Source organism: Devosia ureilytica (assembly GCF_024273195.1).
Taxonomy (GTDB): domain Bacteria; phylum Pseudomonadota; class Alphaproteobacteria; order Rhizobiales; family Devosiaceae; genus Devosia; species Devosia ureilytica.
On the sequence record NZ_JAMZCU010000005.1, the window covers coordinates 273,222 to 293,509 of the forward strand.

Sequence of the window (20,288 nt, forward strand, 5' to 3'; positions counted from 1 at the left end):
GCTTCCTACCGGTCCTTGGGATCGAGCGCGTCACGCAGGCCGTCACCAAGATAGGTAAAGGCAATCAGCATGGCGACCAGGATCACGGCCGGGCCGAGCAGCATCCAGGGCAGTGCCACGGCAACCTCGGACCCCTGCGAGATCAGGGTACCCAGCGAGGTTTGCGGCTCCTGGACGCCAAGGCCCAGATAGCTCAGGAAGCTCTCGGTAATGATGATTTCGGGGATCGTCAGGGTGGCATAGATCACCACCGGCCCGGTCAGGTTCGGCACGATGTGCCGGAAAATGATGCTCCAGGGGCTGGCGCCGCTGGCCCGTGCCGCCTCGACGAACTCGCGTTCCTTAAGGCTCAGCGTCTGGCCGCGCACGATGCGAGCCATGGTCAGCCATTCCAGACACCCGATGCCCACGAACAGCAGGATCGGATTGCGCCCGAAGATCACCACCAGGATGATGACGAAAAGGATGTAGGGCAGCGCATACATGATGTCGACAAAGCGCATCATGACCGCGTCGATCCGGCCGCCGAAATAACCGGCAATGGCCCCGTAGCTCACCCCGATCACCACCGACACCAGCGTCGCAACACCGGCCACGACCAGGCTCATCTGGGTGCCCTGCATCGTGCGGGCCAGCATGTCGCGGCCATTCTGGTCAGTGCCCATGAAGTGACCGGCTTCGAAATTGGGCGGCTTGCGGATATTGGCCCAATCCACCTGGCTATAGCCCCAGGGCAGGAAATAGGGGGCGATGAACACCACAAGAAGGATGGTGACGAGCAGAAAGATCGAGAACACCGCCGCCTTGTTGGCGACCAGGCGCCGCACGGCGTCCTGCGCCAGCGAACGGCCCTTGGGCGCGTTCAGCAGCTGCTGGTTGTACTCGGTGAGAATTGCGTCTCTCGACGTCAGGCCGGCCATTAGCGGTACCTCACCTTGGGATCGAGATAGGCGTACAGAATATCCACGATCAGATTGAGCAGCAGGATCACGCCCATGTAGAGGACGGTCGTCCCGAGCACGATGCCATAGTCACGCGCCAGCGCTGCACTGATGAAATACTTGCCGATGCCGGGCAGGGCGAACACCTGCTCGACCACAAGCGAGCCCGTCAACAGCCCCGAAAGTGCCGGCCCCAGATAGGAGACCACGGGCAGCAGCGCCGGCTTGATGGCATGACGCGCCAGCACCAGCCGCGCACCCAGGCCCTTGGCCCGTGCGGTGCGCACATAATTGGTGCCCAGCACTTCGATCATCGAGCCGCGCATCAGCCGCGCCACGCGGGCGGCCTGCGGCAGGCTGAGAATGAGAATGGGCATGATCAGATGCGGGATCGACCCCGGCACATAGCCGCGCACCGGCAACCAGTTCCAATAGACGCCCAGCAGCAATTGCAGCAGGTTCGCCATCAGGAAGTTGGGTACGATAAGCCCGATCATCACCACGAAGATGACCGAAAAGTCCGGCCATTTGTTCTGGTTCACGGCCGAGATCATGCCCGCCAGGATGCCGACCGAAGTGGCGACCACAAAGGCGACCAGGCCCAGCATCAGCGAAAATGGCAGGCCAATGGCCAGGAGCTCGCTGACCGAGAAGTCCTGATAGCTCATGGACGGGCCGAAATCGCCGCGCAACACGCCGCCGACATAAATAAAGTACTGCTCGAACAGCGACTTATCGAGATTATAATAGGCCCGCAGATTATCCATGATCTGCGGCGGCAGCGCACGCTCGCCGTCGAAGGGGCCGCCCGGTGCGGCACGCAGAATGAAGAAACAGGCAGTGATCGCGATCAAGGCGATCGGAATGGCGCCCAACACGCGCCGGAAGGCATAGGACAGCATTTTGCGTCCGCTCCCCTTTCTTTAAGATCCGGCCGGCTCCGCGGAGCGAAGCCGGCCGGATGAGGGTTGCCGGCGCGGGATGACCCCGCGCCGGGCGGACATTATTCCGACTTGGACAGCCAGCGGGTGCGGTGGATGTCGGACGGATTGTCGACGAAGCCTTCGATGGCCGGCGAAACGATGTTCTTGGACACATACCAGTAGATCGGCATGGCGGCGAAATCGTCCATGGCAAGGGCTTCGGCTTCATGCAGGATCGCTGCACGGGCCGTCAGGTCGAGCTCGGCAGCAGCCTTGTCCATCAAGGCGTCGAACTCTTCATTGTTGTAGCGGCCATAGTTATTGCCCCAGTTCATGGTGTCACCCTGCTGGGTGCCGCCCTTGAGCAGGTCGAGCGTATTGGCAGCATCGGAATAGTCGAGCAGCCAGCCGGCACGGCCGATCTGGAAGTCACCGGCCTGCAGGGCGTCGTAGTGGACGGCCACTTCGGCGTTGAACAGCTCGATGTTCACGCCCAGCGGTTCCCACATGGCCGACAGGGCCACGGCGATACGCTGGTGCGCTTCATTGGTGTTGTAGCGCAGCTGCAGGTTGAGCGGGTTTTCCGGGCTGTAGCCGGCTTCGGCCATCAAGGCCTTGGCCCGTTCGACGCGCGAACCATAGTCCTCCGATGCCCAATCGGGCATGTAGGCCTCGCCATCATAATTGGCAGTGCCCGGCGGGACCCAGCCATAGGCGGCGATTTCGCCAGTGGTCAGGATATCGGGACCGATAACTTCGCGGTTGACCGAGATCGACAGGGCTTCGCGGACGCGCACGTCGGTCAGCGGACCTTCTTCCTGGTTCATCACATAGTAATAGACGCCAAGGAACGGCTCGACATGGGCTTCACCCGGACGATTGTCCTGCAGCCACTGGTACTGATCCGGCGGGAAAGCCGTCAGGATGTCCAGTTCGCCCGCGATATAGGCGTTGAACGCAGCGGTCGTGTCTTCGGTGTTGTCATAATAGACTTCATCGATGGCGACATTGGCAGCGTCATAATAGTCAGGGTTCTTTTCCGAACGCAGGAACGAACCGGGCACCCATTCCTTGAGAACATAGGGGCCGTTGCCAACCACGTTCTCGATCTTGGTCCAGTCGTCACCAAGCTCTTCCACCTTGTGCTTTGGCACGGGGAAGGCGGTGTAGTGGGTCAGCGCCTGGAGGAAATAGGGGGTCGGGTTTTCGAGAGTGATCTCGACGGTCGTGTCATCCACGGCCTTGACGCCCAGCTCGGCAAAATCGGTGATCTCGCCCGAAGCAATCGCCTCGGCATTCTTGATCGGGTACTGCAGATACGCATAGGACGAAGCCGTTGCCGGATCGAACAGGCGCTGGAAGGCGAAGACGAAATCGCCGGCAGTCACGGGGGTGCCGTCCGACCACTGGATGCCATCGCGCAGCTTGAAGGTGTAAACCAGGCCATCGTCGGACACGGTGAAGCTCTCGGCCTGGCCCGGAATGGCCTCGGCATTGGCGTCTTCGGTCATCAGGCCTTCGATATAGTCGCCGATGATGCGGTTTTCCCAGTCGCCTTCAGCGTGGTGCGGGTCGATTGAGCCAGGCTCGCCACCATTACCCATCCGCAAAGTCACCGCCTGCGCAGCGGAAACCGCCAGCAGCGAAACCGTACCGGCCAACAGCGCAGCCGTAAGGGTTTTCGTGATTTTCATGTTCGTCCCATCTCCTTGTGGAATTTGTGCGTTTCTCTGACTGGCTGCCTTTGACGTTGGGCAGTTCCCTTTTCATTGCCGCCGGTTTTGTCCCGACGGTCAAGATTGCTGGACGGTATTACGCAATTCCGTCCACTGACAAGCGAAAGATTGACCTAAGCGTCATCCGGTGGCCGATTGTGAACATGCTGTGGACGGCGCCTGCGTAAGCATGAATTTGCGCGATATCTCTTTCGACCGGATTCGAATTCTCGGCATGATCGCGCCCAGCCGCCGCCAAGCAAGCTTGTCCTAACCCAGCTCTTCTGGCCGGCTAGCCCAAGAGGCCGCTGCGTTGCACAAAAAAGATAATCAGTGCGAGCGCACCGATGCCCGCGAAGGGCAACCAGCCGGGCATTGGGCCGGCCGGCTTGCTGCTGACGGGCTCGGGCTTGGTCTCGGGTCGGCGGAATTTGATGATATTGTCGCTCATGCCGCACTTTCTACCAGTGCTGCCACGCCCATGCCACCCGCCGTGCACACCGAGATCAGCGCTTTCTTGTTGGCCTCGCCGGAGAGCAGTTTTGCGGTCAAACCCAAAATGCGCGCGCCCGTCGCGGCAAAGGGATGGCCATAGGCAAGGCTTGATCCCTTGACGTTGATTTTGGCCGGATCGATCTCGCCCATCACGCTGTCGCGTCCCAACACGTCCCTGCAATAGGCCGGGTCCTTCCAGGCCTTGAGCGTGCACAGCACCTGCGCGGCGAAAGCCTCGTGCAGCTCGAAATAATCGATATCGCCAAAGCCGAGCCCTGCCCGCTCCAGCATTTCGCTGACCGCAATGGTGGGCGCCATCAAGAGGCCTTCGCCATGGGCGAAATCATTGCCCGCGACCCGGCCCGTGGTGAGATAAGCCTGGATCGGCAACCCACGCGCCTTGGCCCAGTCCTCGCTCGCCAGCAGCACACCCGAAGCGCCATCGGTCAGCGGCGTCGAATTGCCGGCCGTCAGGGTCCCCAGACCACTGGACTTGTCGAAAGCGGGTTTGAGCGTCGCCATCTTTTCGATATTGGCGTCGGCCCGCACATTATTGTCACGCACCAGCCCCGCACATTGCACCAGCAGGTCATCGTGGAAACCTTCGTCATAGGCCGCCGCCGCATTGCGATGGCTGGCAACCGCCAGCGCATCCTGCTCGGCGCGCGTAATCCCCCATTCCTTGGCCATCAGTTCGCAATGCTGGCCCATGGACAGCCCGGTGCGCGGCTCATTGACCGAGGGCGCCACCGGCGTCAGCTCACCAAACGACAGGCCTTTGAAGGCCCCCAGTTTCTGCCCGGTCGTCTTGGCGGCATTGGCATTGAGCAGACGGTGCTGGAACTTTGACCCAAAGACGATGGGGCTGTCGCTGACCGTATCCGACCCCGCCGCAATGCCGCTTTCGATCTGGCCCGAGGCAATCTTGCCGGCCAGCACCAGCGCCGCCTGCAAACTGGTGCCGCAGGCAATCTGCATCGTCGTGCCCGGCGTGCGCGGCGACAGGCCGGCATCGAGCAGGGCTTCACGGGCCAGGTTAAAGTCGCGCGAATGGTTGATCACGGCACCCGCAATCACCTCATCCACCTTCTGCCCCTTGAGCCCGTATTTGTCGGCCAGCCCGCCCAATACCGTCGAGAGCATGGAGAGATTGGTTTCATCCGCATAGGCCGTGCCACCGCGGGCAAAGGGAATGCGGGCCGAGCCGATAATGGCAACGCGCTTGAGTTCAGTCATTCTTTGTTCCCTCCGTGGGATTTTCACCCAGGCGACACAGCTCGCCCAACCACAGGACGATCGAGTTTACGGCGTGATCCTCCATCATGCCCGTCCATCGGCACGGGCCTTCATTGGTCCACCCAGGAACGGCGCGAACCCGGTGCCCATGATCACGCCGATATCGGCCAGTTCGGACGAAGCGACGACACCTTCACCCACCACCACTTCCGTCATGTCGACCAGGGGCTTGACCAGTTCCCGGCCGAGGCCGGCGAGATCGGCATGGGGTGGCGTCTCGGCCTTGATCGCCTTGCCCTTTTCCCACTTGTAGAAGCCCTCGCCGGTCTTGCGCCCGAGCTTGCCTTCCGAGATCAGCCGCGCAAAGCGGCTCTCGCCGGGCACCGAATGCCCCAGCTCGGTTGCCACCGACTTGCCGACATCGAGCCCCACGGTGTCCATCAATTCAATCGGCCCCATCGGCATGCCGAACGCCACGGCGGCGGCGTCGAGCAATTCCTTGCTTTCGCCCTTTTCCACCCGCTCCACCGCGCCCAGCATGTAGGGCATCAGCACGCGGTTGACGAGGAAGCCCGGCGCCGACTTGACCACCACCGGCGACTTGCCGATGGCCAGGGCAAAGCTCGCGCCCTTGCCGATTTCTTCATCGGTGTTGAAGCGCGAGCGGATCACCTCAACCAGCGGCAACTGCGCCACCGGATTGAAGAAGTGCAGCCCGATCAGCCGCGCCGGATCTTTCAATGCTTCGGCAATGCGTTCGAGCTCGATGGAGGAGGTATTGGTGGCCATGATGGCACCCGGCTTCATCTTGCCTTCGATCCCGGAGAAGATCGCCTGCTTGACCTCGAGCTTTTCCACCACCGCCTCGATGATCACATCGGCGCGCGACACGCCGGTGCCCTGCGGGTCGGCCACCAGCCGGCTCATCGCGGCCTCGACCTCGCGCTTCTTTTTGTAGCGCTTCTGGAAAAGCGTCTTGGCCCGGTCGAGCGCCGGCTTGATGCGCTCCATATCGAGATCCTGCAGCGTCACGCTCATGCCGCGATAGGCGCACCAGGCAGCAATATCGCCCCCCATGACGCCAGCGCCGATGACATGCACGCGCGAAAATTTCGCGCCCTTGATGCCCTGCTTCTTGAGACCCTCCGAAAGGAAAAACACCCGGCGCAGATTGGTGGCCGTGGATGACCCCATCAGCGGCACGAAGCGATCCACCTCGCCCCGGATCATCGCCCGCCAGTCATTGCCATGCTGCTCGAACAGATCAATCAGGGCATAGGGCGCGGGATAATGGTCCTTGCGGGCCTTCTTGCCGACCTGCTTGCGCATCTGGTTGGCCAAGGCCTCGCGCACCAGGGGCAGGGCCGCAGCCTTCTTGATCGCCGGCGCCTCGCTCGATGTCTTTTTGGTCAGCACCGCCTTGCGTGCTTCCCAGCGCAGCATGTCGCGATGGCGCACCAGCTTGTCGACAAGGTTGAGACCCCGCGCCGCGCCCGCTCGCAGCATCTTGCCGGTAAGCATGATCTGCATGGCATCGACCGGCCCCGCCTGGCGGATCGCCCGCCCCGTGCCGCCAAAGCCGGGGAATATCCCCAAGTTCACTTCGGGAAAGCCGATGCGGGTTTTCTCGTCATTGACGGCAATGCGATAGTGGCAGGCCAGCGCCAGTTCCAACCCGCCGCCGAGGCAGAAGCCATGGATGCCGGCCACCACTGGAACCTTGAGCGCCTCGATGCGCGCAAACAGCGCATGAGTGCGCCGCAAGGCTTCGGGCAGCACCGAAAAATCGCTCATGGCGTCGAATTCGCTGACATCGGCCCCGGCAATAAAGCCGCTGGACTTGCCCGACAGGATCACCACCCCGACCAGTTCGCCCGAACTGGCCAGGTCCTCGAACCGCGACACCAGCGTTTCGAGCTCCATGATCGCCTCGCGGCTCAACGTATTGACCGAGGCATCGGGCGTATTGATGGTCAGCCAGCCGATCTTTTCGAGATCGGTGTGGAAGCTCCAGTGTTTGGTCTCGGTTGCCTGTGGGGCGATCATGGTTTCCTCTTTCTTCCCCTCCCCCTTGAGGGCAGGGGCTAGGGGTGGGGGTGCCGGAGCCCCCAAATCTCGGACATGTGGAATGTGCCGCACCGCTGACACCCCCACCCTCAGTCCCTCCCCTCAAGGGGGAGGGAGGCGCAGACTGAGCCTGCAGTATTATTCAGCTGCCACCCGTGGCGGCGTTTCCTTGAGCACGTCCCTGTCGAAATCATCGACATTGACGGCATTATTGGTCGCCTCGTCGGCTGCCCGCATGATGCCGGCCTCGTTTTCGTTCAACACGCCTGCCGCCACCGCATCGGCAATCGCGTCGCGATCCAGTCGCCGCTCGATGACACCCTTGCGCGCCGCCTTGACGAAGCGGGCCTCGATCTCCTCGGCCTCCGTCACCTTGACGAACGCATCTTCCAGAACGCCTGTGACGTCATTGGGGTCCATGGAAACATAGACGCCCGTGGTCAAACGATCGCGGAAGGCGCCGGGGCGCAGCACCGAACGCACGAAACGATAATTGACGCGATCCGACGCCGGCTTGGCATGGCGTCCCAGCGGGAAACAGAGGAGCCGCATTGCCCAGGCAAAGACCGGATTGGGGAAATTGGCGAAAACCTCGGCAAAAGTGGCTTCGAGCGAAGCGATGCGGTCAGCCATGATGGCTTCGACCAGTTCCTTGTCCTCGGCAATCGAGCCTTCCTCCTCAAAGCGCTTGAGCGTGGCCGACATCAGATAAAGATCGCCCAGAATATCGGCCATGCGGCCCGAGAGCTTCTGCTTGCGCTTGAGCGCGCCGCCCAGCACCACCGTGGTCCAGTCGGCCACGAGCGCAAAGTCCTGCGTGTAGCGATGCAGGCGACGATACCAGACCGCCATCGACCCCTGATTGGGCGAGGACGCGAAGGCGCCGTTGGAAAGGCCATGGAGGAAACTGGCCACGATATTGCGCAGCATAAAGCCTGTATGACCGCCAAAGGCGCTGTCAAAGGCATCAAGACCGGCGCGTCTGTCCTTGTTCTGCACCGCCTGGATTTCTCGGAGCAGATAGGGATGGGCGCGCAGCACGCCCTGGGCAAAGGTCATCAGCGTGCGGGTGAGGATATTGGCCCCCTCCACCGTGATTGCCACTGGCAGCGCCTGATAGGCACCGAACAGATAATTCGCCGGTCCATCCTGAATGGCGCGACCGCCCTGGATATCGAAGGCGTCGTCCATGCTGTCGCGCATGGCTTCGGTGGTGGTGTATTTGAGAAGGCCCGCAATCACAGCCGGGCGCTGCCCCTCGTCCACCATCGAAGCGGTCAGGCGGCGGGTCGCCTCATACATATAGGCGCGCTTGACCATCTCGCCGAGCGGCTCGGCCACGCCTTCCATAATGCCCACGGGGATGCCGAACTGGCGCCGCACGCGCGCATAGGCCGAGGTGGCGCGCAGCGTCTGCTTGATCGACGTGGTGCCAATGGCCGGCAGCGAGATCGCCCGGCCGGTGGACAGGCACTCCATCAGCATGCGCCAGCCCTGCCCGGCATATTCGGTGCCGCCAATGAGGAAATCCATGGGCACGAACATGTCCTTGCCGCGCACCGGGCCATTCATGAAGGCCTGACGCGCCGGATAATGGCGGCGGCCAATGTCGAGGCCGGGATGATCATGCGGGATCAGCGCCAGCGTGATCCCGATATCATCGCCGCGCCCCAATAGGTTGTCCGGGTCCTTGAGAATGAAGGCGAGGCCGACCAGCGTGGCGATGGGTGCCAGGGTAATGTAGCGCTTGTCAAAGCTGAGACGCACGCCCAGCACTTCCTTACCCTCATGCATGCCCTTGGTGACAATGCCGATATCGCGCATGCCGCCGGCATCCGAACCCGAATGCACCCCCGTCAGCGCAAAGCAGGGCACTTCGCGGCCATCGGCGAGGCGATGGAGATATTTTTCCTTCTGTGCCGGCGTGCCGTATTTCTCCAGCAATTCGCCCGGCCCGAGCGAATTGGGCACCATGACCGTAATGCCCGCCGCGACCGAGCGGCTGGCGATCTTGGACACGATCATCGACTGCGCCTGCGCCGAAAAGCCCAGGCCACCATGCTCCTTGGCAATCAGCATGCCCAGGAACCCCTTGTCCTTGAGAAACTGCCAGAGTTCGGGCGACAGGTCCGCGCGGTTGTGGCGAATGTCCCAGTCATCGATCATGCGCGCCGCGGTTTCAGCCGGGCCATCAAGGAAGGCCTGCTCGTCCGGCGTCAGCGTCAGCGGACGGATCTTGGTCAACTTGTCCCAGTCAGGACGACCCGAAAACAGCTCGGCATCCCAACCCACGGTGCCCGCATCAAGCGCTTCCTGCTCAGTGCGGCTAACCTTGGGCAGAATGGATCTGACCGCACCATAAACCGGTCGCGTCAGCACCATCATGCGGATCGGCTTGACCGCCAGCACCAGCAGCACCACGCCCAGCACAATCAGTACATAGGCGACCCAACCCAGGCCGTAGATCGCGCCGCCCTGGGTAAAGTCGAGACCTGAGAGGAGGCCGATGGCGGCCAATGCCGCACCCCACTGCCACAGCGGGCTCTCCCGCATGGCCAGGGTGGCAAATACAACAAGACTGATTGCAACCAGCAAAAGGGTCATCGCCCTCATCCTCCTCGGACAGGTCATGACCCGCAAGACTGGGGCCAATGCCCGCCATTTCTCAAATGCCGGGCCGGTGCTGACCTGGAATCAGCCCGACCTTCCCCTTGCTTGCCCGCACCATAGCGCGACAACCAGGGATGTGTAGAGGTCAGTTTACCCAAGTTTACGTATACGTCAACTACACGCCCTTTACGTCGACAAGCCAGAGCACAACGCCACGCCGCCATATCGTATCGGCAACAAATTGACGCTAACGTAAAGCCGTGTGATATTTCCCAAGCGATGCCGGAACGCCAAGGCGCCTCAAGCGCCGGTCTGCAACGACCCGTCGGCATCCAAAGAGGGGGAAATCCGTTTGCCCCTTGGGGGCATTTGGAGGAGGAAACGCCATGGCCGCGCCGAAAAGTTCAATTGAGGGACTTCGCCCCTGGATCGCCAGCTATCCCGACGGGATCACCTGGGACGACGCTATCGACACCACGCCCGTGCATGAACAGGTCCTGGCCGCCTGCGCCAGGAACCCCAATGCAATGGCCCTCGATTTCCTGGGCGCCACCACCAGCTTCGGCGAACTGGCCGAAAAGATCACCGCCTTTGCCGGCGCCCTGCAAAGCCAGTTCGGCGTCACCAAGGGCAGCCGCGTCGCGCTGATGCTGCCCAATACACCCTTCTACCCGATCGCCTACTTCGGCGTGCTGCGTGCCGGCGGCACCGTGGTCAATTGCAACCCCCTCTACACCGTCGCCGAACTGGGCCACATCACGGCCAATGCAGGCGCCGACATCATGGTCACGCTCGACCTCCAGCAGATATTCGAGAAGGCCGAGGCGCTCTTGGCCGCCGGCCACGTCAAGAAGCTGATCGTGGCGCATTTCCCCAATGCCCTGCCGCTGGTCAAGAAGGTGCTGTTCTCCCTCGCCAAGCGCAAGGACCTGGCCAAGGTCAGCCATTCGCCCCATGCCAATGTCATCGCCGGTTTTGAAGCGCTGATCGCCCGCAACGACAACCCTGCCCCGGTCGTCATCGATCCGCTCAAGGACATTGCCGTCCAGCAATATACCGGCGGCACCACCGGCATTCCCAAGGGCGCGCTGCTGACCCACGCCAATATCGCGGCCAATATGAGCCAGATCGACAAATGGGGTTGTGGCCTGTTCTACCCGCCTTCCAAGGTCATCGCGGTTCTGCCCTTCTTCCACATCTTCGCCATGACCGTCTGCATGAACGTGCCGCTGTGCAACGGCACGCCGGTGATCATGCTGCCGCGCTTTGAATTGAAGGCCTTGCTCGGGATTTTTGCCCGCACCAAGGCCAACGTGCTCCCCGCCGTGCCGACGCTGCTCAACGCCATTGCTCGCGCCGACACCGCCGGACAGGCCGAATTGGCGAGCTTAGAAGTCGCCATTTCCGGCGGCGCCGCCCTGCCCGACGAAGTGCGCCATGCCTTTTCCAAAAAGTCCCAGGCCCTGCTCGCGGAAGGCTATGGCCTCACCGAAGCCTCGCCCGTGGTCTGCTGCGCGGCGCTGCGCGTTGCCTCCAAGCCCATGTCCATCGGCATGCCTTTGCCGGGCACCGACATCCGCTTCGTCGACGTGGACAGCGGCAAGGTTGTTGGCATTGGCGAAAATGGCGAACTGCAGGTCAAGGGCCCGCAGGTCATGGTCGGCTATTACGGCAATCCCGAAGCCAGCAAGGACGCCTTCATGGATGGCTGGCTGCGCACCGGCGATGTCGGCCATATGGACGAGGACGGCTATGTATTCCTTGTCGACCGCATCAAAGACCTGATCATCTGCTCGGGCTTCAATGTCTATCCGCGCACCATCGAGGAAGCCGCCATGACCCATGAGGCCGTGGAAGAGGTCAATGTCATCGGCGTGGCAGACGAATATCGCGGCGAGGCGCCTGTGGCTTTCGTCAAGCTCAAGGCGGGCCAGTCGATCAGCGAAAGCGATCTCAAGGCGTTCCTGGCCGAAAAGCTCAACAAGATCGAAATGCCCAAGCAGATCATCTTCAAGGACGCCCTGCCCAAGACGTTGATCGGCAAGCTTTCCAAGAAAGAACTACGCGAGGAATATGCCCAGATGAAAGCCGCCAAACCGTGAGCGAAAAAGACACCGATAGCCGGGACCTGTTCTCGATTGCCGAGCTCGCCAGCGAATTCGGCATATCGACCCGTGCCATCCGCTTTTACGAATCCAAGGGCCTGCTCGCGCCCGAACGGGTGGGAGCAACCCGCATTTTCCGCAAGCGCGACCGCGCAAGGCTGATCCTGATCCTGCGCGGCAAGCGCCTCGGCTTCACCCTACGCGACATTTCCGATTATCTCAGCCTCTACGACGCCGACCGCGCCCAGCAGGTCAACCTGCTGGCCGGCAAGGTCGACGAGCGCCTGGCCTTGCTTGAACGCCAGCGCGACGACCTCGAAACTACCATAAACGAACTGCGCGAAATCAAATCCCTGGCCGAGGAGCGCTTGCAAAAGGCGGGGTGACTTGAATTTATGTACGAAAATGCGTACATAAATTCTCAAGGAGGCCTTCCATGCGCGCCAAGTCCATTTCCGATTTCCGCAAGAACATCGCTGCCGACGTCGAGCATGTCACCGATAGTGGCGAACCATTGATTGTCACGAGAACTGGCGGAAAGAAGCCCGTCTTGGTAATCCCGCTCGAGCAGGCGGGGGACTGGGACGAAACGGCATATCTGCTGAGCAGTCCGGCCAATGCCGCCAGATTGCGAGCGGCGATCAATCAGGCAAACACAGGTGGCGGGACCGTCCGTGAGCTGATTGAGGAATGATCGTCGCCTTCATGACGAAGGGCTGGGAGGATTATCTCCACTGGCAGGCGACCGATAAACAAATACTCAGGAAGGTGAATGCGCTGATTAAGGAATGTCAGCGCACGCCCCGCGAGGGAAGCGGTAAACCTGAAGCCTTGAAACATGAATTCGCTGGCTGGTGGTCTCGGCGCATAACGGACGAACACCGATTGGTGTATCGTGTGGTGGGCGAACGTCTTGAGATCGCACAATGTCGGCATCACTATTAGCGCGCCCCGCGCCCCTTGTGATTCTTCGTCATCAGGCTCGGCTTTTTCGGCTTCACCCAACCTTTGGGCGGCGTGCGCACCGGCGCATTGGAGCCCAGCCCGATCTGTCCCGGCGGCGCTTGGCCGACCGACACCTCGGCCGGATTGCCGTCATCATCCAGGATCATGGTTGCGCCGGCGTCCTCGCCTTTAAGCCGGGCGATCTCGTCCCGCAAGGCGGCAGCTTTCTCGAAATCGAACGCCGCCGCCGCTGCGTCCATCTGCTTTTCCAGCGCGGCCAGCCGGGCATGATTGCTGCGTGACGACATCACCTACCCCACAAACGCGTCCATATCCTCTAGCCGCGCCGCCTCATGCGCCGGCTTGTCCCAGCGTATCCGGTTGATGCGCGGAAACCTGAGCGCTACGCCCGACTTGTGCCGCGTGCTCGCTTGCGCGCTGTCGAACGCGACCTCGAACACCAGTTCCTTCTTCACCTCGCGCACTGGCCCGAAACTGCCCAGGGTATTGGCCCGGATCCAGCGGTCAAGTTGCTTCAGCTCCTCATCGGTAAACCCGAAATAGGCCTTGCCGATAGGCACGATCTCATTGCCCTTCCACACCCCGAATGTGTAGTCCGAATAAAACGAGCTGCGCTTGCCATGCCCGCGCTGGGCATACATCAGAACCGCATCCACCACATTGGGGTCGCGCTTCCACTTGAACCAGAACCCCTTGGGCCGTCCGGGCACATAGGGGGCTGTCCTCAATTTGATCATCACCCCTTCATGGCCATGCTCGTCCGCGCCTTGCCGCCGCAACCGGGCCACGTCGTCCCAGGATGCAAAGCCCAGCACCTCGGAAAGGTCCATCCGCGTTTGCGGGTTCTTCGCAAACCACGCCTCCAGCCGCGCCCGCCGGGCCGCCCAGCCAAGCGCGCGAATGTCCTCGTCGCCGTCAAACAGCATGTCATAGACCCGCACGAAGCCGGGCAGCTCCGCCATCTGCTTGGCTGAGGCGACCTTGCGGTTCAGTCGCTGCTGCAGGTCATTAAAGCTGCGCGCCTCGAAATCATGCCCCACCAGCAACTCGCCATCGAGCACCGCCCGGCCCATCGCCGCCTCGACCACATCGGGAAAACTCTGGGCAATGTCGTCGCCGGTACGCGAAAACAGCGAGGCGCCATTCCGTCCCAGCACCAATTGCACGCGGATGCCGTCCCATTTCCACTCCAGTGCAAAATCGCGGGGCTCGAGCCTTTCGAAATCGCTGTCTTCGATGGGGGTCGAAAGCATCAGTGGATGGAACCGCGCCGTATGGTCCACCTCTGGCCGCCCCGCCCTGCCCTCCAGCCACGCAAAAAGGTCCGTATAGGGCGGCTTGAGCCCGTGCCAAACCTCTTCGACGGCCTGCAATTCCACCCCGCTCATTTCGGCCAGCGCCGTCTTGGCCAGCCGCGCCGAAACCCCGATGCGCAGCGCGCCCGTCGCCAGCTTGATCAGCGCCCAGCGCTCGTGGATCGCCGCCTGCGTCAACAAATCGCCGATCACCCCGGGCAGCTCCGCCTTGCTGGTCGTGTTGAGCAGCGCCACCAGGTCCTTGAGACGTGGCAACTCTCCTTGACCATGGTGCGGCCAGATGAGCGCAATGGTTTCGCCCAGATCGCCCACATAATCATAGCTCAGCGCAAAAAGTGTTTCGTCCACCTCCGCCAGGACCGTCTGCTTGAGCAGCGCCGGTTTGACATTGGATATATCCATTTCCCCGGTCAGCACCGCCAGGGCCAGCCCACGGTCGGGGTCCGGCACCTCGGCGAAATATTGCGCCAGCGCCGCAATCTTGCGCGTCCGCGACGGTGTCAGCGCCAGGAGTTCAAGCAGGTCGGCAAAGCGCTTCATTCCCCGCCCTCCCCGCCATCGTCATCCAGCCCCGGCAGCGCCAGCGGTTCGGCCTCCAGCCCCTTGGTCTTGCACCAATAGACCAGCGCATCCTCGCGCCCATGCGTCACCCACACAGTGCCCGCGCCGCTTTCAAGGATCGAACTATTCAGCTCGCCCCAATCACAATGGTCCGAAATCACCAGTGGCAGTTCGACCAGCGCCTGCCGTGCCCGCTGCTTGACGCTCATCCAGCCCGAGGCCTGGCACACCACCGGATCGGGAAAGCGCCGGCTCCAACGGTCGCGGATGGCCGAGGGCGGCGCGATGACGATCTGCCCCGCCATCGCCGCCTTGGGCATGCCCGTGGCCGGGAGCAACTCGCCCAGCGGCACACCCAGTTCCTCATAGAGTTCGCAGAGCCGGATCATCGCGCCATGGAGATAAATCGGCCGGTCCCATCCGGCATCGCGCAACAGCGCAATCACCCGCTGCGCCTTGCCCAGTGCATAGCATCCCACCAGATGGCTGCGCTCCGGCTGATCGGCGACTGATTTCAGCAATCGGGCAATTTCGTCCTGGGGTTTGGGATGCTGGAACACCGGCAACCCGAAGGTCGCCTCCGTCACCAGCAGGTCGCAATCGACCGCCTCATAGGCTTCCGCGGTCCGGTCGGGCAGGCGCTTGTAGTCGCCGGTGACCAGCGCCCGCTGCCCCGCGGCTTCGATTCTCACCTGCGCCGAGCCCAGAATATGCCCGGCTGGATGGAGGCTGACCACGGCCTGATCCATGCTCAGCCGTTCCCCAAACCGCAATGCCTCGAACCGCCCGGCGCAATCCTCGCCATAGCGCACTTTCATGATGGCAATGGTCTCGGGCGTCGCCAGCACCGCCCCATGCCCGGAACGCGCATGGTCGGCGTGGCCATGGGTGATGATCGCGCGCGGCTTGGGCGTGCTCGGATCGATCCAGGCATCGATAGCGGGACAGTAAAGATCGCGATTGAGGATTGGCTGAACCATGATACGCACAACGTCGCTGGATGAAGTCCGGTTCACAACACCCTATTCCAGCCTCCTGACACCTGCCGTCACCATTGGCACGATCCATCGCGCTCTCGGGAGAGATCGGCCGAAGGTGGCATTGGGCCTTTCCTCTTGCTCCTGACGCCGCTCTATTCCAAACCGGAGAAAAGAGGAGCCAGACATGCGCAAGACCACAAACGCCCCGGGCACCATTCATCGCCTCGCCGTCGACAGCAAGGCGCTCGCCGGCAATCGCCTGGGCGACCCGACCACCCGCATCGTCGATGTCTACGTGCCCCACGGCCATGATGGCGCCGGCCTGCCCCTCTTGGTCGACCTTGTCGGCTACACGGCCGGCGGCCCGGCCCATACCAATTGGAAGAGCTTTACCGAAAACCTGCCCGAGCGCCTCGACCGGCTGATCGGCGACGGCACCATGGCCCCCGTGGTCGTGGCCTTCCCCGATTGCTACTCCCGCCTCGGCGGCAATCAATATGTGAATTCGCCCATCATCGGGAACTACGAGGATTTTCTCATCGCCGAAATGCTGCCCGCCCTCGAAACCCGCTTTGCCTGCGGCGGCACTGGGCGGCGCGGGGTTTTCGGCAAGTCATCGGGCGGCTTCGGCAGCCTCGTCCACGCCATGCGCCACCCCGACGTCTGGGCCGCCGCCGCCAGCCATTCGGGCGATGCCGGCTTTGAAAACCTCTACCTGCCCGAATTTCCCGCGACGCTGCGCGCGCTCGCCAAGTCGGACAATTCCATCGAAAAATGGCTGACCGGTTTCGAGGCAAAGAACAAGATCGATGGCAAGGACACCCTCGTCCTCATGATCCTCGCCCAAGCCGCCAGTTTTGACCCCGATCCCAGCGCCGAGACCTTTCTGGGCCTCAGGCTCCCGGTCACCCTCGACACCTGCGAATTGATCGAGGATCGCTGGCAGAACTGGCTGAAATGGGACCCCGCCCGCATGGTCGAAACCCACGCCGATGCCATCGGCAAGCTCAAGGGCTTCTTCCTCGATTGCGGCACCGAGGACCAGTACAACATCCTCTATGGCACCCGCCGCATCCACCGCACGCTTGAAGCCAAAGGCATCGCCCACCGCTATGAGGAATTCCCCGACAACCATTCCAGCGTCGACTACCGCATGGACATCAGCCTGCCGTTCCTGGCCGAAGCATTGAGCAAGTAGCGGAACTCTTGTTCATCCTCCCCACGAGGGGCGGACAGCGCAGCATGGCCCAAAGGTCCGAGCGACGCTGGGTGAAGCGGGGCGACGTGCGCAAATCAAGTGTGCCTGGCCCCACTCCATCCTCGGTCCCTCCCCATCATGGGGAGGGAAGCGCAGGAACCAGCGCTATCCGCCCGGCCTCAAACCACTTTGCTGACTTCGAGCAGTCCCGGCCGCATCTCATTGGCGAGGTTGATCGCGGCCTCGCCGCCCAGCACCACCACATGGCCCTTTTCGGCCACCACGTCGATGGCATCGGCCAGCGCCAGGAAGTCGGCCCGGCTGGTGTTGAGGACTTCGTCGCGCCGTTGCTGGCGCAGGGCGTCGCTGGTGCCATTGAGAATGCGCCACATGGCCGAATAGCCCTTGGCATCGGGGAATTCTGGGCGATCCAGATCCCCCACCACCCCGATCACCGAGCGCACCAGGTCCGTCTCGCCAATTTCGGCGCGCAGTGCCCTGGCCGCGCCATCATAGGCGTCGAGCGTCTTCAAGAGGTTCGGGTCGCGATAGCTGAGGAAAGCGAAATTGCCTGAGCTGAGGTCAAACCGGCTCGACCCGCCATAGGCCCCGCCCTGCACCCGCACCTTGTCCCAGAGATAGGTGGTGTTGAGCAGCCGCAGCGCCACCGATGAGGCAGCGCTGAGTTCGATCCCCAGCGCCTTCAAATTGGCGCCCTTGCCCACGTAATTGACCTGCGCAGGGATCACCAGACCCTCGTTTCTGGGCACAAACACATGGCTCCAGTCGGCGTCAGGCCGCTGCGCCCCCGGCAGGCCACCGACAAAACCGGCCAGTTCGCGCTGCGCCTCGGGCCAGAGCGCGCCATCGGCCGTCAGGTTGATGACCATCCGGCCGCGGTTGAACAGTGTGTCGCGGATGCTCGTCAGCGCCGCCTCGACACTATCCCAGTCGCTGTCGATGCGCTTGACCAGGCCCTTGAGGAATTCGAGATAGCTCACCCCGCCCATCTGCTCGGCAATCCAGCCCGCTTCGGTCAGCCCCGCCTTAATGCGCATATCGGCAAAGGCATTGCCCGAGGGCACCAGCCGCGCTTCAAAACCCGCCTTTTCCTCCAGCGCCATCTGCCGGAGGCGCTGCTTGTTGGACAATTGTGCATCGAGCAGCACATCGCCCATGATGCCGAGCATGTCGCCGAATTTGTCAGGCACCGACTTGCCCGACAGGAAGAACCAGGCCGCGGTGCCCGGCCCGTCCTGCCGCGTCGCCAACCCGCGATGCTGGGCAATGCCGCCCGTGGTCCGGCCGATGCGCTGGGTGAGGGAAACAAAATCCTCTTTGCTGGTCCCGGTCTGCAACAGCGCCCGGCCGAACAGCGGCAGATAGGGCAGCAGCGCCTTGTCGAGCACGCGCATATCAAAGCCCAGGTCGAGATACAAAATCCCCAGGGTCGGCAGGTCGTGATAAAGCGTCCGCACGCCCTGGATCGAGGTCTCTTGGGTCGGCACCGTGCGGATATCGCGGTCGAGATCGGCCAGCGTCAGCGTCGGGATTTTGGCCAGGTCCTCGGGCCGGTCGACCGCCTCCTGCAGCTCCTTGAGCCGCGCGGTGCGCTCCATGACGTCTTCAAGCGCGGCTTCATCCAGCCCCGCCCGCACCGACGCCAGCCGGTCAGCCTCCGCCTTCGCCTCGCGCGCACCCTGATGGGGGTCGGCTTCAATTTTCGAGGTAACACGATGCGGATTGTCGAGGAACAGCCGGGCAATTTCGCGCTCGAAATGGCCCGAACCCGCCTTGGCCTTGAGCCCCGCCAGCGCATCCTCGAACGCCAACGGCGCCAGCGGATCGCCGCCATGCAGCCAGCCGCCCAGCGCCGTAAACATGTAGCTCATGCCGCGCGGCATCGACCCGGTATTCTGCTCGCGCAGATTGAACTCGAACGTGTTGAGCGCGGCTTCCCGCTGCTCCTCGGAAAAGCCGGTCTCGGCAATTTCCTTCAGCGTTTCGAGCACCAGCGCCTCGACCTTGTCGGCGTCCGCCGGATCAATGCCCTTGAGCCCGAAGCTGGCCATGGGCTGGCGCAGATGGGTGCCGATACCGCCACCGATCATGCCCTCGCCCAGCCCGCTTTCATTGAGCTTCTTGCGCAGCGGCGCCGCCGAATTGCCGGCCAGCAGATAGCTCAAAAGGCCAAAGCTCAGCGTCTCTTCCCGCGTCTCGGGCGGGTCGAGCATCCAGTTGACCGACACCATGCCATCGCGGCGCTTTTCGGGGTCGATACTGCCGGCATAGGTGCCGCTGACGGTGCGCGGCGCGTTCCAGCGCGGCTGCAGCTTCACCTCGGCATTGGGATCGATGCGCTCGAACTGGTCGAAAAATGCATCGAGAATTTCAAGGCGCTTCTCGGGCGCGTCATCGCCCGAAAACACCACCCGCGCATTGGACGGGTGATAATAGGTCTGATGGAAGCGCTTGAACTGCTCATAGGTCAGCTCCGGGATGACCTTGGGGTCACCGCCCGAGCTTTTGCCATAGGTCGTGTCGGGATAAAGCGCCAGCTGGCTCTGGGTATGCATCACCGCGTCGGGCGATGAATAAACGCCCTTCATCTCGTTGAACACCACGCCCTTGTAGACCAGCGGCGCGTCCAGGCTCTCCAGCTCATAATGCCAGCCTTCCTGCTCGAAGGTCTCCTCGGTGATCAGCGGAAACAACACCGCATCGAGATAGACATCGACCAGGTTGTAGAAGTCCTTGAGGTTCTGACTGGCCACCGGATAGGCGGTCTTGTCCGGGTAGGTCATGGCGTTGAGAAAGGTGTGCATGGAGCCCTTGAGCAACTCCACGAACGGCTTTTTCACCGGATATTTCCGGCTCCCGCACAGCACCGAATGCTCCAGGATATGCGCAATGCCGGTGGAATCCTCCGGCGGCGTCTTGAAGGTAATGCCAAACACCTTGTTCTCGTCGGAATTGACGAGGCTGAGCACCTCCGCGCCGGTCTTCCTGTGCCGATAAAGCTTGGCCTGTGAATTGATCTCGGCAATGGCGTCGTCACGAACAAGCTCGAACGCAGGATGGGACATGGCACAACTCTTCTTCTTGGCTTTTGAGGCCCTAACCTAGGTGTCGAAAATACCTGCCGCTAGTGGCCGTTGCGAAGTGTACAACAAAA

The 20,288-nt window shown here is 62.2% G+C and carries 16 protein-coding genes; 5 read left to right on the forward strand and 11 right to left on the reverse strand.

Annotation, left to right across the window (positions count from 1 at the left end; all coding sequences use genetic code 11):
* Positions 1-5: 5 nt before the first annotated feature.
* The 7 genes from NIM87_RS14590 to NIM87_RS14620 all read right to left on the reverse strand — a co-directional run bounded on the left by NIM87_RS14590 (position 6) and on the right by NIM87_RS14620 (position 9,981).
* A complete protein-coding gene (locus NIM87_RS14590) occupies positions 6-920 on the reverse strand; it encodes an ABC transporter permease (protein WP_254675422.1) in 915 nt (304 codons plus the stop codon).
* Positions 920-1,843, reverse strand: coding sequence for an ABC transporter permease subunit (locus NIM87_RS14595; protein WP_254675423.1), 924 nt, complete (start codon positions 1,841-1,843; stop codon positions 920-922). The genes NIM87_RS14590 and NIM87_RS14595 overlap by 1 nt, the downstream gene beginning before the upstream one ends.
* A gap of 101 nt (positions 1,844-1,944) precedes the next feature.
* Positions 1,945-3,558 (reverse strand): peptide ABC transporter substrate-binding protein, encoded by a 1,614-nt coding sequence (locus tag NIM87_RS14600; protein ID WP_254675424.1) that lies wholly within the window; start codon positions 3,556-3,558, stop codon positions 1,945-1,947.
* A 313-nt stretch (positions 3,559-3,871) separates the two neighbouring features.
* Positions 3,872-4,030, reverse strand: coding sequence for a hypothetical protein (locus NIM87_RS14605; RefSeq protein ID WP_254675425.1), 159 nt, complete (start codon positions 4,028-4,030; stop codon positions 3,872-3,874).
* Entirely contained in the window at positions 4,027-5,310 is a 1,284-nt protein-coding gene (locus tag NIM87_RS14610) for an acetyl-CoA C-acetyltransferase (RefSeq protein WP_254675426.1), read from the reverse strand. Before NIM87_RS14610 ends, NIM87_RS14605 begins: the two co-directional genes overlap by 4 nt.
* A gap of 84 nt (positions 5,311-5,394) precedes the next feature.
* Complete coding sequence (locus NIM87_RS14615) at positions 5,395-7,356, reverse strand: 3-hydroxyacyl-CoA dehydrogenase NAD-binding domain-containing protein (RefSeq protein WP_254675427.1); 1,962 nt, start codon at positions 7,354-7,356, stop codon at positions 5,395-5,397.
* Positions 7,357-7,515: 159 nt separating this feature from the next.
* Entirely contained in the window at positions 7,516-9,981 is a 2,466-nt protein-coding gene (locus tag NIM87_RS14620) for an acyl-CoA dehydrogenase (protein ID WP_254675428.1), read from the reverse strand.
* A 392-nt stretch (positions 9,982-10,373) separates the two neighbouring features.
* Between NIM87_RS14620 and NIM87_RS14625 the strand changes: the two genes are divergently transcribed.
* The 4 genes from NIM87_RS14625 to NIM87_RS14640 are packed head-to-tail and all read left to right on the forward strand — an operon-like array spanning position 10,374 to position 13,037.
* The gene (locus NIM87_RS14625) at positions 10,374-12,089 is read left to right on the forward strand and encodes a long-chain-fatty-acid--CoA ligase (RefSeq protein WP_254675429.1); all 1,716 of its coding nucleotides are present in this window, start codon (positions 10,374-10,376) and stop codon (positions 12,087-12,089) included.
* Positions 12,086-12,478 (forward strand): MerR family transcriptional regulator, encoded by a 393-nt coding sequence (locus tag NIM87_RS14630; RefSeq protein ID WP_254675430.1) that lies wholly within the window; start codon positions 12,086-12,088, stop codon positions 12,476-12,478. Before NIM87_RS14625 ends, NIM87_RS14630 begins: the two co-directional genes overlap by 4 nt.
* A gap of 50 nt (positions 12,479-12,528) precedes the next feature.
* Positions 12,529-12,786, forward strand: coding sequence for a type II toxin-antitoxin system Phd/YefM family antitoxin (locus NIM87_RS14635; RefSeq protein ID WP_254675431.1), 258 nt, complete (start codon positions 12,529-12,531; stop codon positions 12,784-12,786).
* Positions 12,783-13,037 (forward strand): Txe/YoeB family addiction module toxin, encoded by a 255-nt coding sequence (locus tag NIM87_RS14640; RefSeq protein ID WP_254675432.1) that lies wholly within the window; start codon positions 12,783-12,785, stop codon positions 13,035-13,037. Before NIM87_RS14635 ends, NIM87_RS14640 begins: the two co-directional genes overlap by 4 nt.
* Here NIM87_RS14640 and NIM87_RS18820 read toward each other — a convergent pair.
* The 3 genes from NIM87_RS18820 to NIM87_RS14655 are packed head-to-tail and all read right to left on the reverse strand — an operon-like array spanning position 13,034 to position 15,915.
* Positions 13,034-13,345 carry a UvrB/UvrC motif-containing protein gene (locus NIM87_RS18820; RefSeq protein ID WP_408640082.1) on the reverse strand — a complete coding sequence of 104 codons (312 nt, stop codon included), beginning with the start codon at positions 13,343-13,345 and terminating at the stop codon, positions 13,034-13,036. The genes NIM87_RS14640 and NIM87_RS18820 overlap by 4 nt on opposite strands.
* 3 nt (positions 13,346-13,348) lie before the next feature.
* A complete protein-coding gene (locus tag NIM87_RS14650) occupies positions 13,349-14,914 on the reverse strand; it encodes a cisplatin damage response ATP-dependent DNA ligase (protein ID WP_254675433.1) in 1,566 nt (521 codons plus the stop codon).
* Positions 14,911-15,915: a ligase-associated DNA damage response exonuclease gene (locus tag NIM87_RS14655; protein WP_254675434.1), complete on the reverse strand. Its 1,005-nt coding sequence runs from the start codon at positions 15,913-15,915 to the stop codon at positions 14,911-14,913. The genes NIM87_RS14650 and NIM87_RS14655 overlap by 4 nt, the downstream gene beginning before the upstream one ends.
* A 184-nt stretch (positions 15,916-16,099) precedes the next feature.
* Here NIM87_RS14655 and NIM87_RS14660 point away from each other — a divergent pair, with 184 nt between their 5' ends.
* Entirely contained in the window at positions 16,100-17,113 is a 1,014-nt protein-coding gene (locus NIM87_RS14660) for an alpha/beta hydrolase (protein ID WP_254675435.1), read from the forward strand.
* Positions 17,114-17,292: 179 nt separating this feature from the next.
* Here NIM87_RS14660 and NIM87_RS14665 read toward each other — a convergent pair whose 3' ends face one another.
* On the reverse strand, positions 17,293-20,199 hold the full coding sequence (locus NIM87_RS14665; protein WP_254675436.1) for an insulinase family protein: 2,907 nt from the start codon (positions 20,197-20,199) through the stop codon (positions 17,293-17,295).
* Between the last annotated feature and the right edge of the window lie 89 nt (positions 20,200-20,288).

Coding starts and splice junctions, on each gene's coding strand:
- NIM87_RS14605 (WP_254675425.1), bottom strand. CDS start 4,030: ATGAGCGACAATATCATCAAATTCCGCCGACCCGAGACCAAGCCCGAG.
- NIM87_RS14665 (WP_254675436.1), bottom strand. CDS start 20,199: ATGTCCCATCCTGCGTTCGAGCTTGTTCGTGACGACGCCATTGCCGAG.
- NIM87_RS14615 (WP_254675427.1), bottom strand. CDS start 7,356: ATGATCGCCCCACAGGCAACCGAGACCAAACACTGGAGCTTCCACACC.
- NIM87_RS18820 (WP_408640082.1), bottom strand. CDS start 13,345: ATGTCGTCACGCAGCAATCATGCCCGGCTGGCCGCGCTGGAAAAGCAG.
- NIM87_RS14595 (WP_254675423.1), bottom strand. CDS start 1,843: ATGCTGTCCTATGCCTTCCGGCGCGTGTTGGGCGCCATTCCGATCGCC.
- NIM87_RS14620 (WP_254675428.1), bottom strand. CDS start 9,981: ATGACCCTTTTGCTGGTTGCAATCAGTCTTGTTGTATTTGCCACCCTG.
- NIM87_RS14650 (WP_254675433.1), bottom strand. CDS start 14,914: ATGAAGCGCTTTGCCGACCTGCTTGAACTCCTGGCGCTGACACCGTCG.
- NIM87_RS14660 (WP_254675435.1), top strand. CDS start 16,100: ATGCGCAAGACCACAAACGCCCCGGGCACCATTCATCGCCTCGCCGTC.
- NIM87_RS14625 (WP_254675429.1), top strand. CDS start 10,374: ATGGCCGCGCCGAAAAGTTCAATTGAGGGACTTCGCCCCTGGATCGCC.
- NIM87_RS14610 (WP_254675426.1), bottom strand. CDS start 5,310: ATGACTGAACTCAAGCGCGTTGCCATTATCGGCTCGGCCCGCATTCCC.
- NIM87_RS14600 (WP_254675424.1), bottom strand. CDS start 3,558: ATGAAAATCACGAAAACCCTTACGGCTGCGCTGTTGGCCGGTACGGTT.
- NIM87_RS14640 (WP_254675432.1), top strand. CDS start 12,783: ATGATCGTCGCCTTCATGACGAAGGGCTGGGAGGATTATCTCCACTGG.
- NIM87_RS14655 (WP_254675434.1), bottom strand. CDS start 15,915: ATGGTTCAGCCAATCCTCAATCGCGATCTTTACTGTCCCGCTATCGAT.
- NIM87_RS14590 (WP_254675422.1), bottom strand. CDS start 920: ATGGCCGGCCTGACGTCGAGAGACGCAATTCTCACCGAGTACAACCAG.
- NIM87_RS14635 (WP_254675431.1), top strand. CDS start 12,529: ATGCGCGCCAAGTCCATTTCCGATTTCCGCAAGAACATCGCTGCCGAC.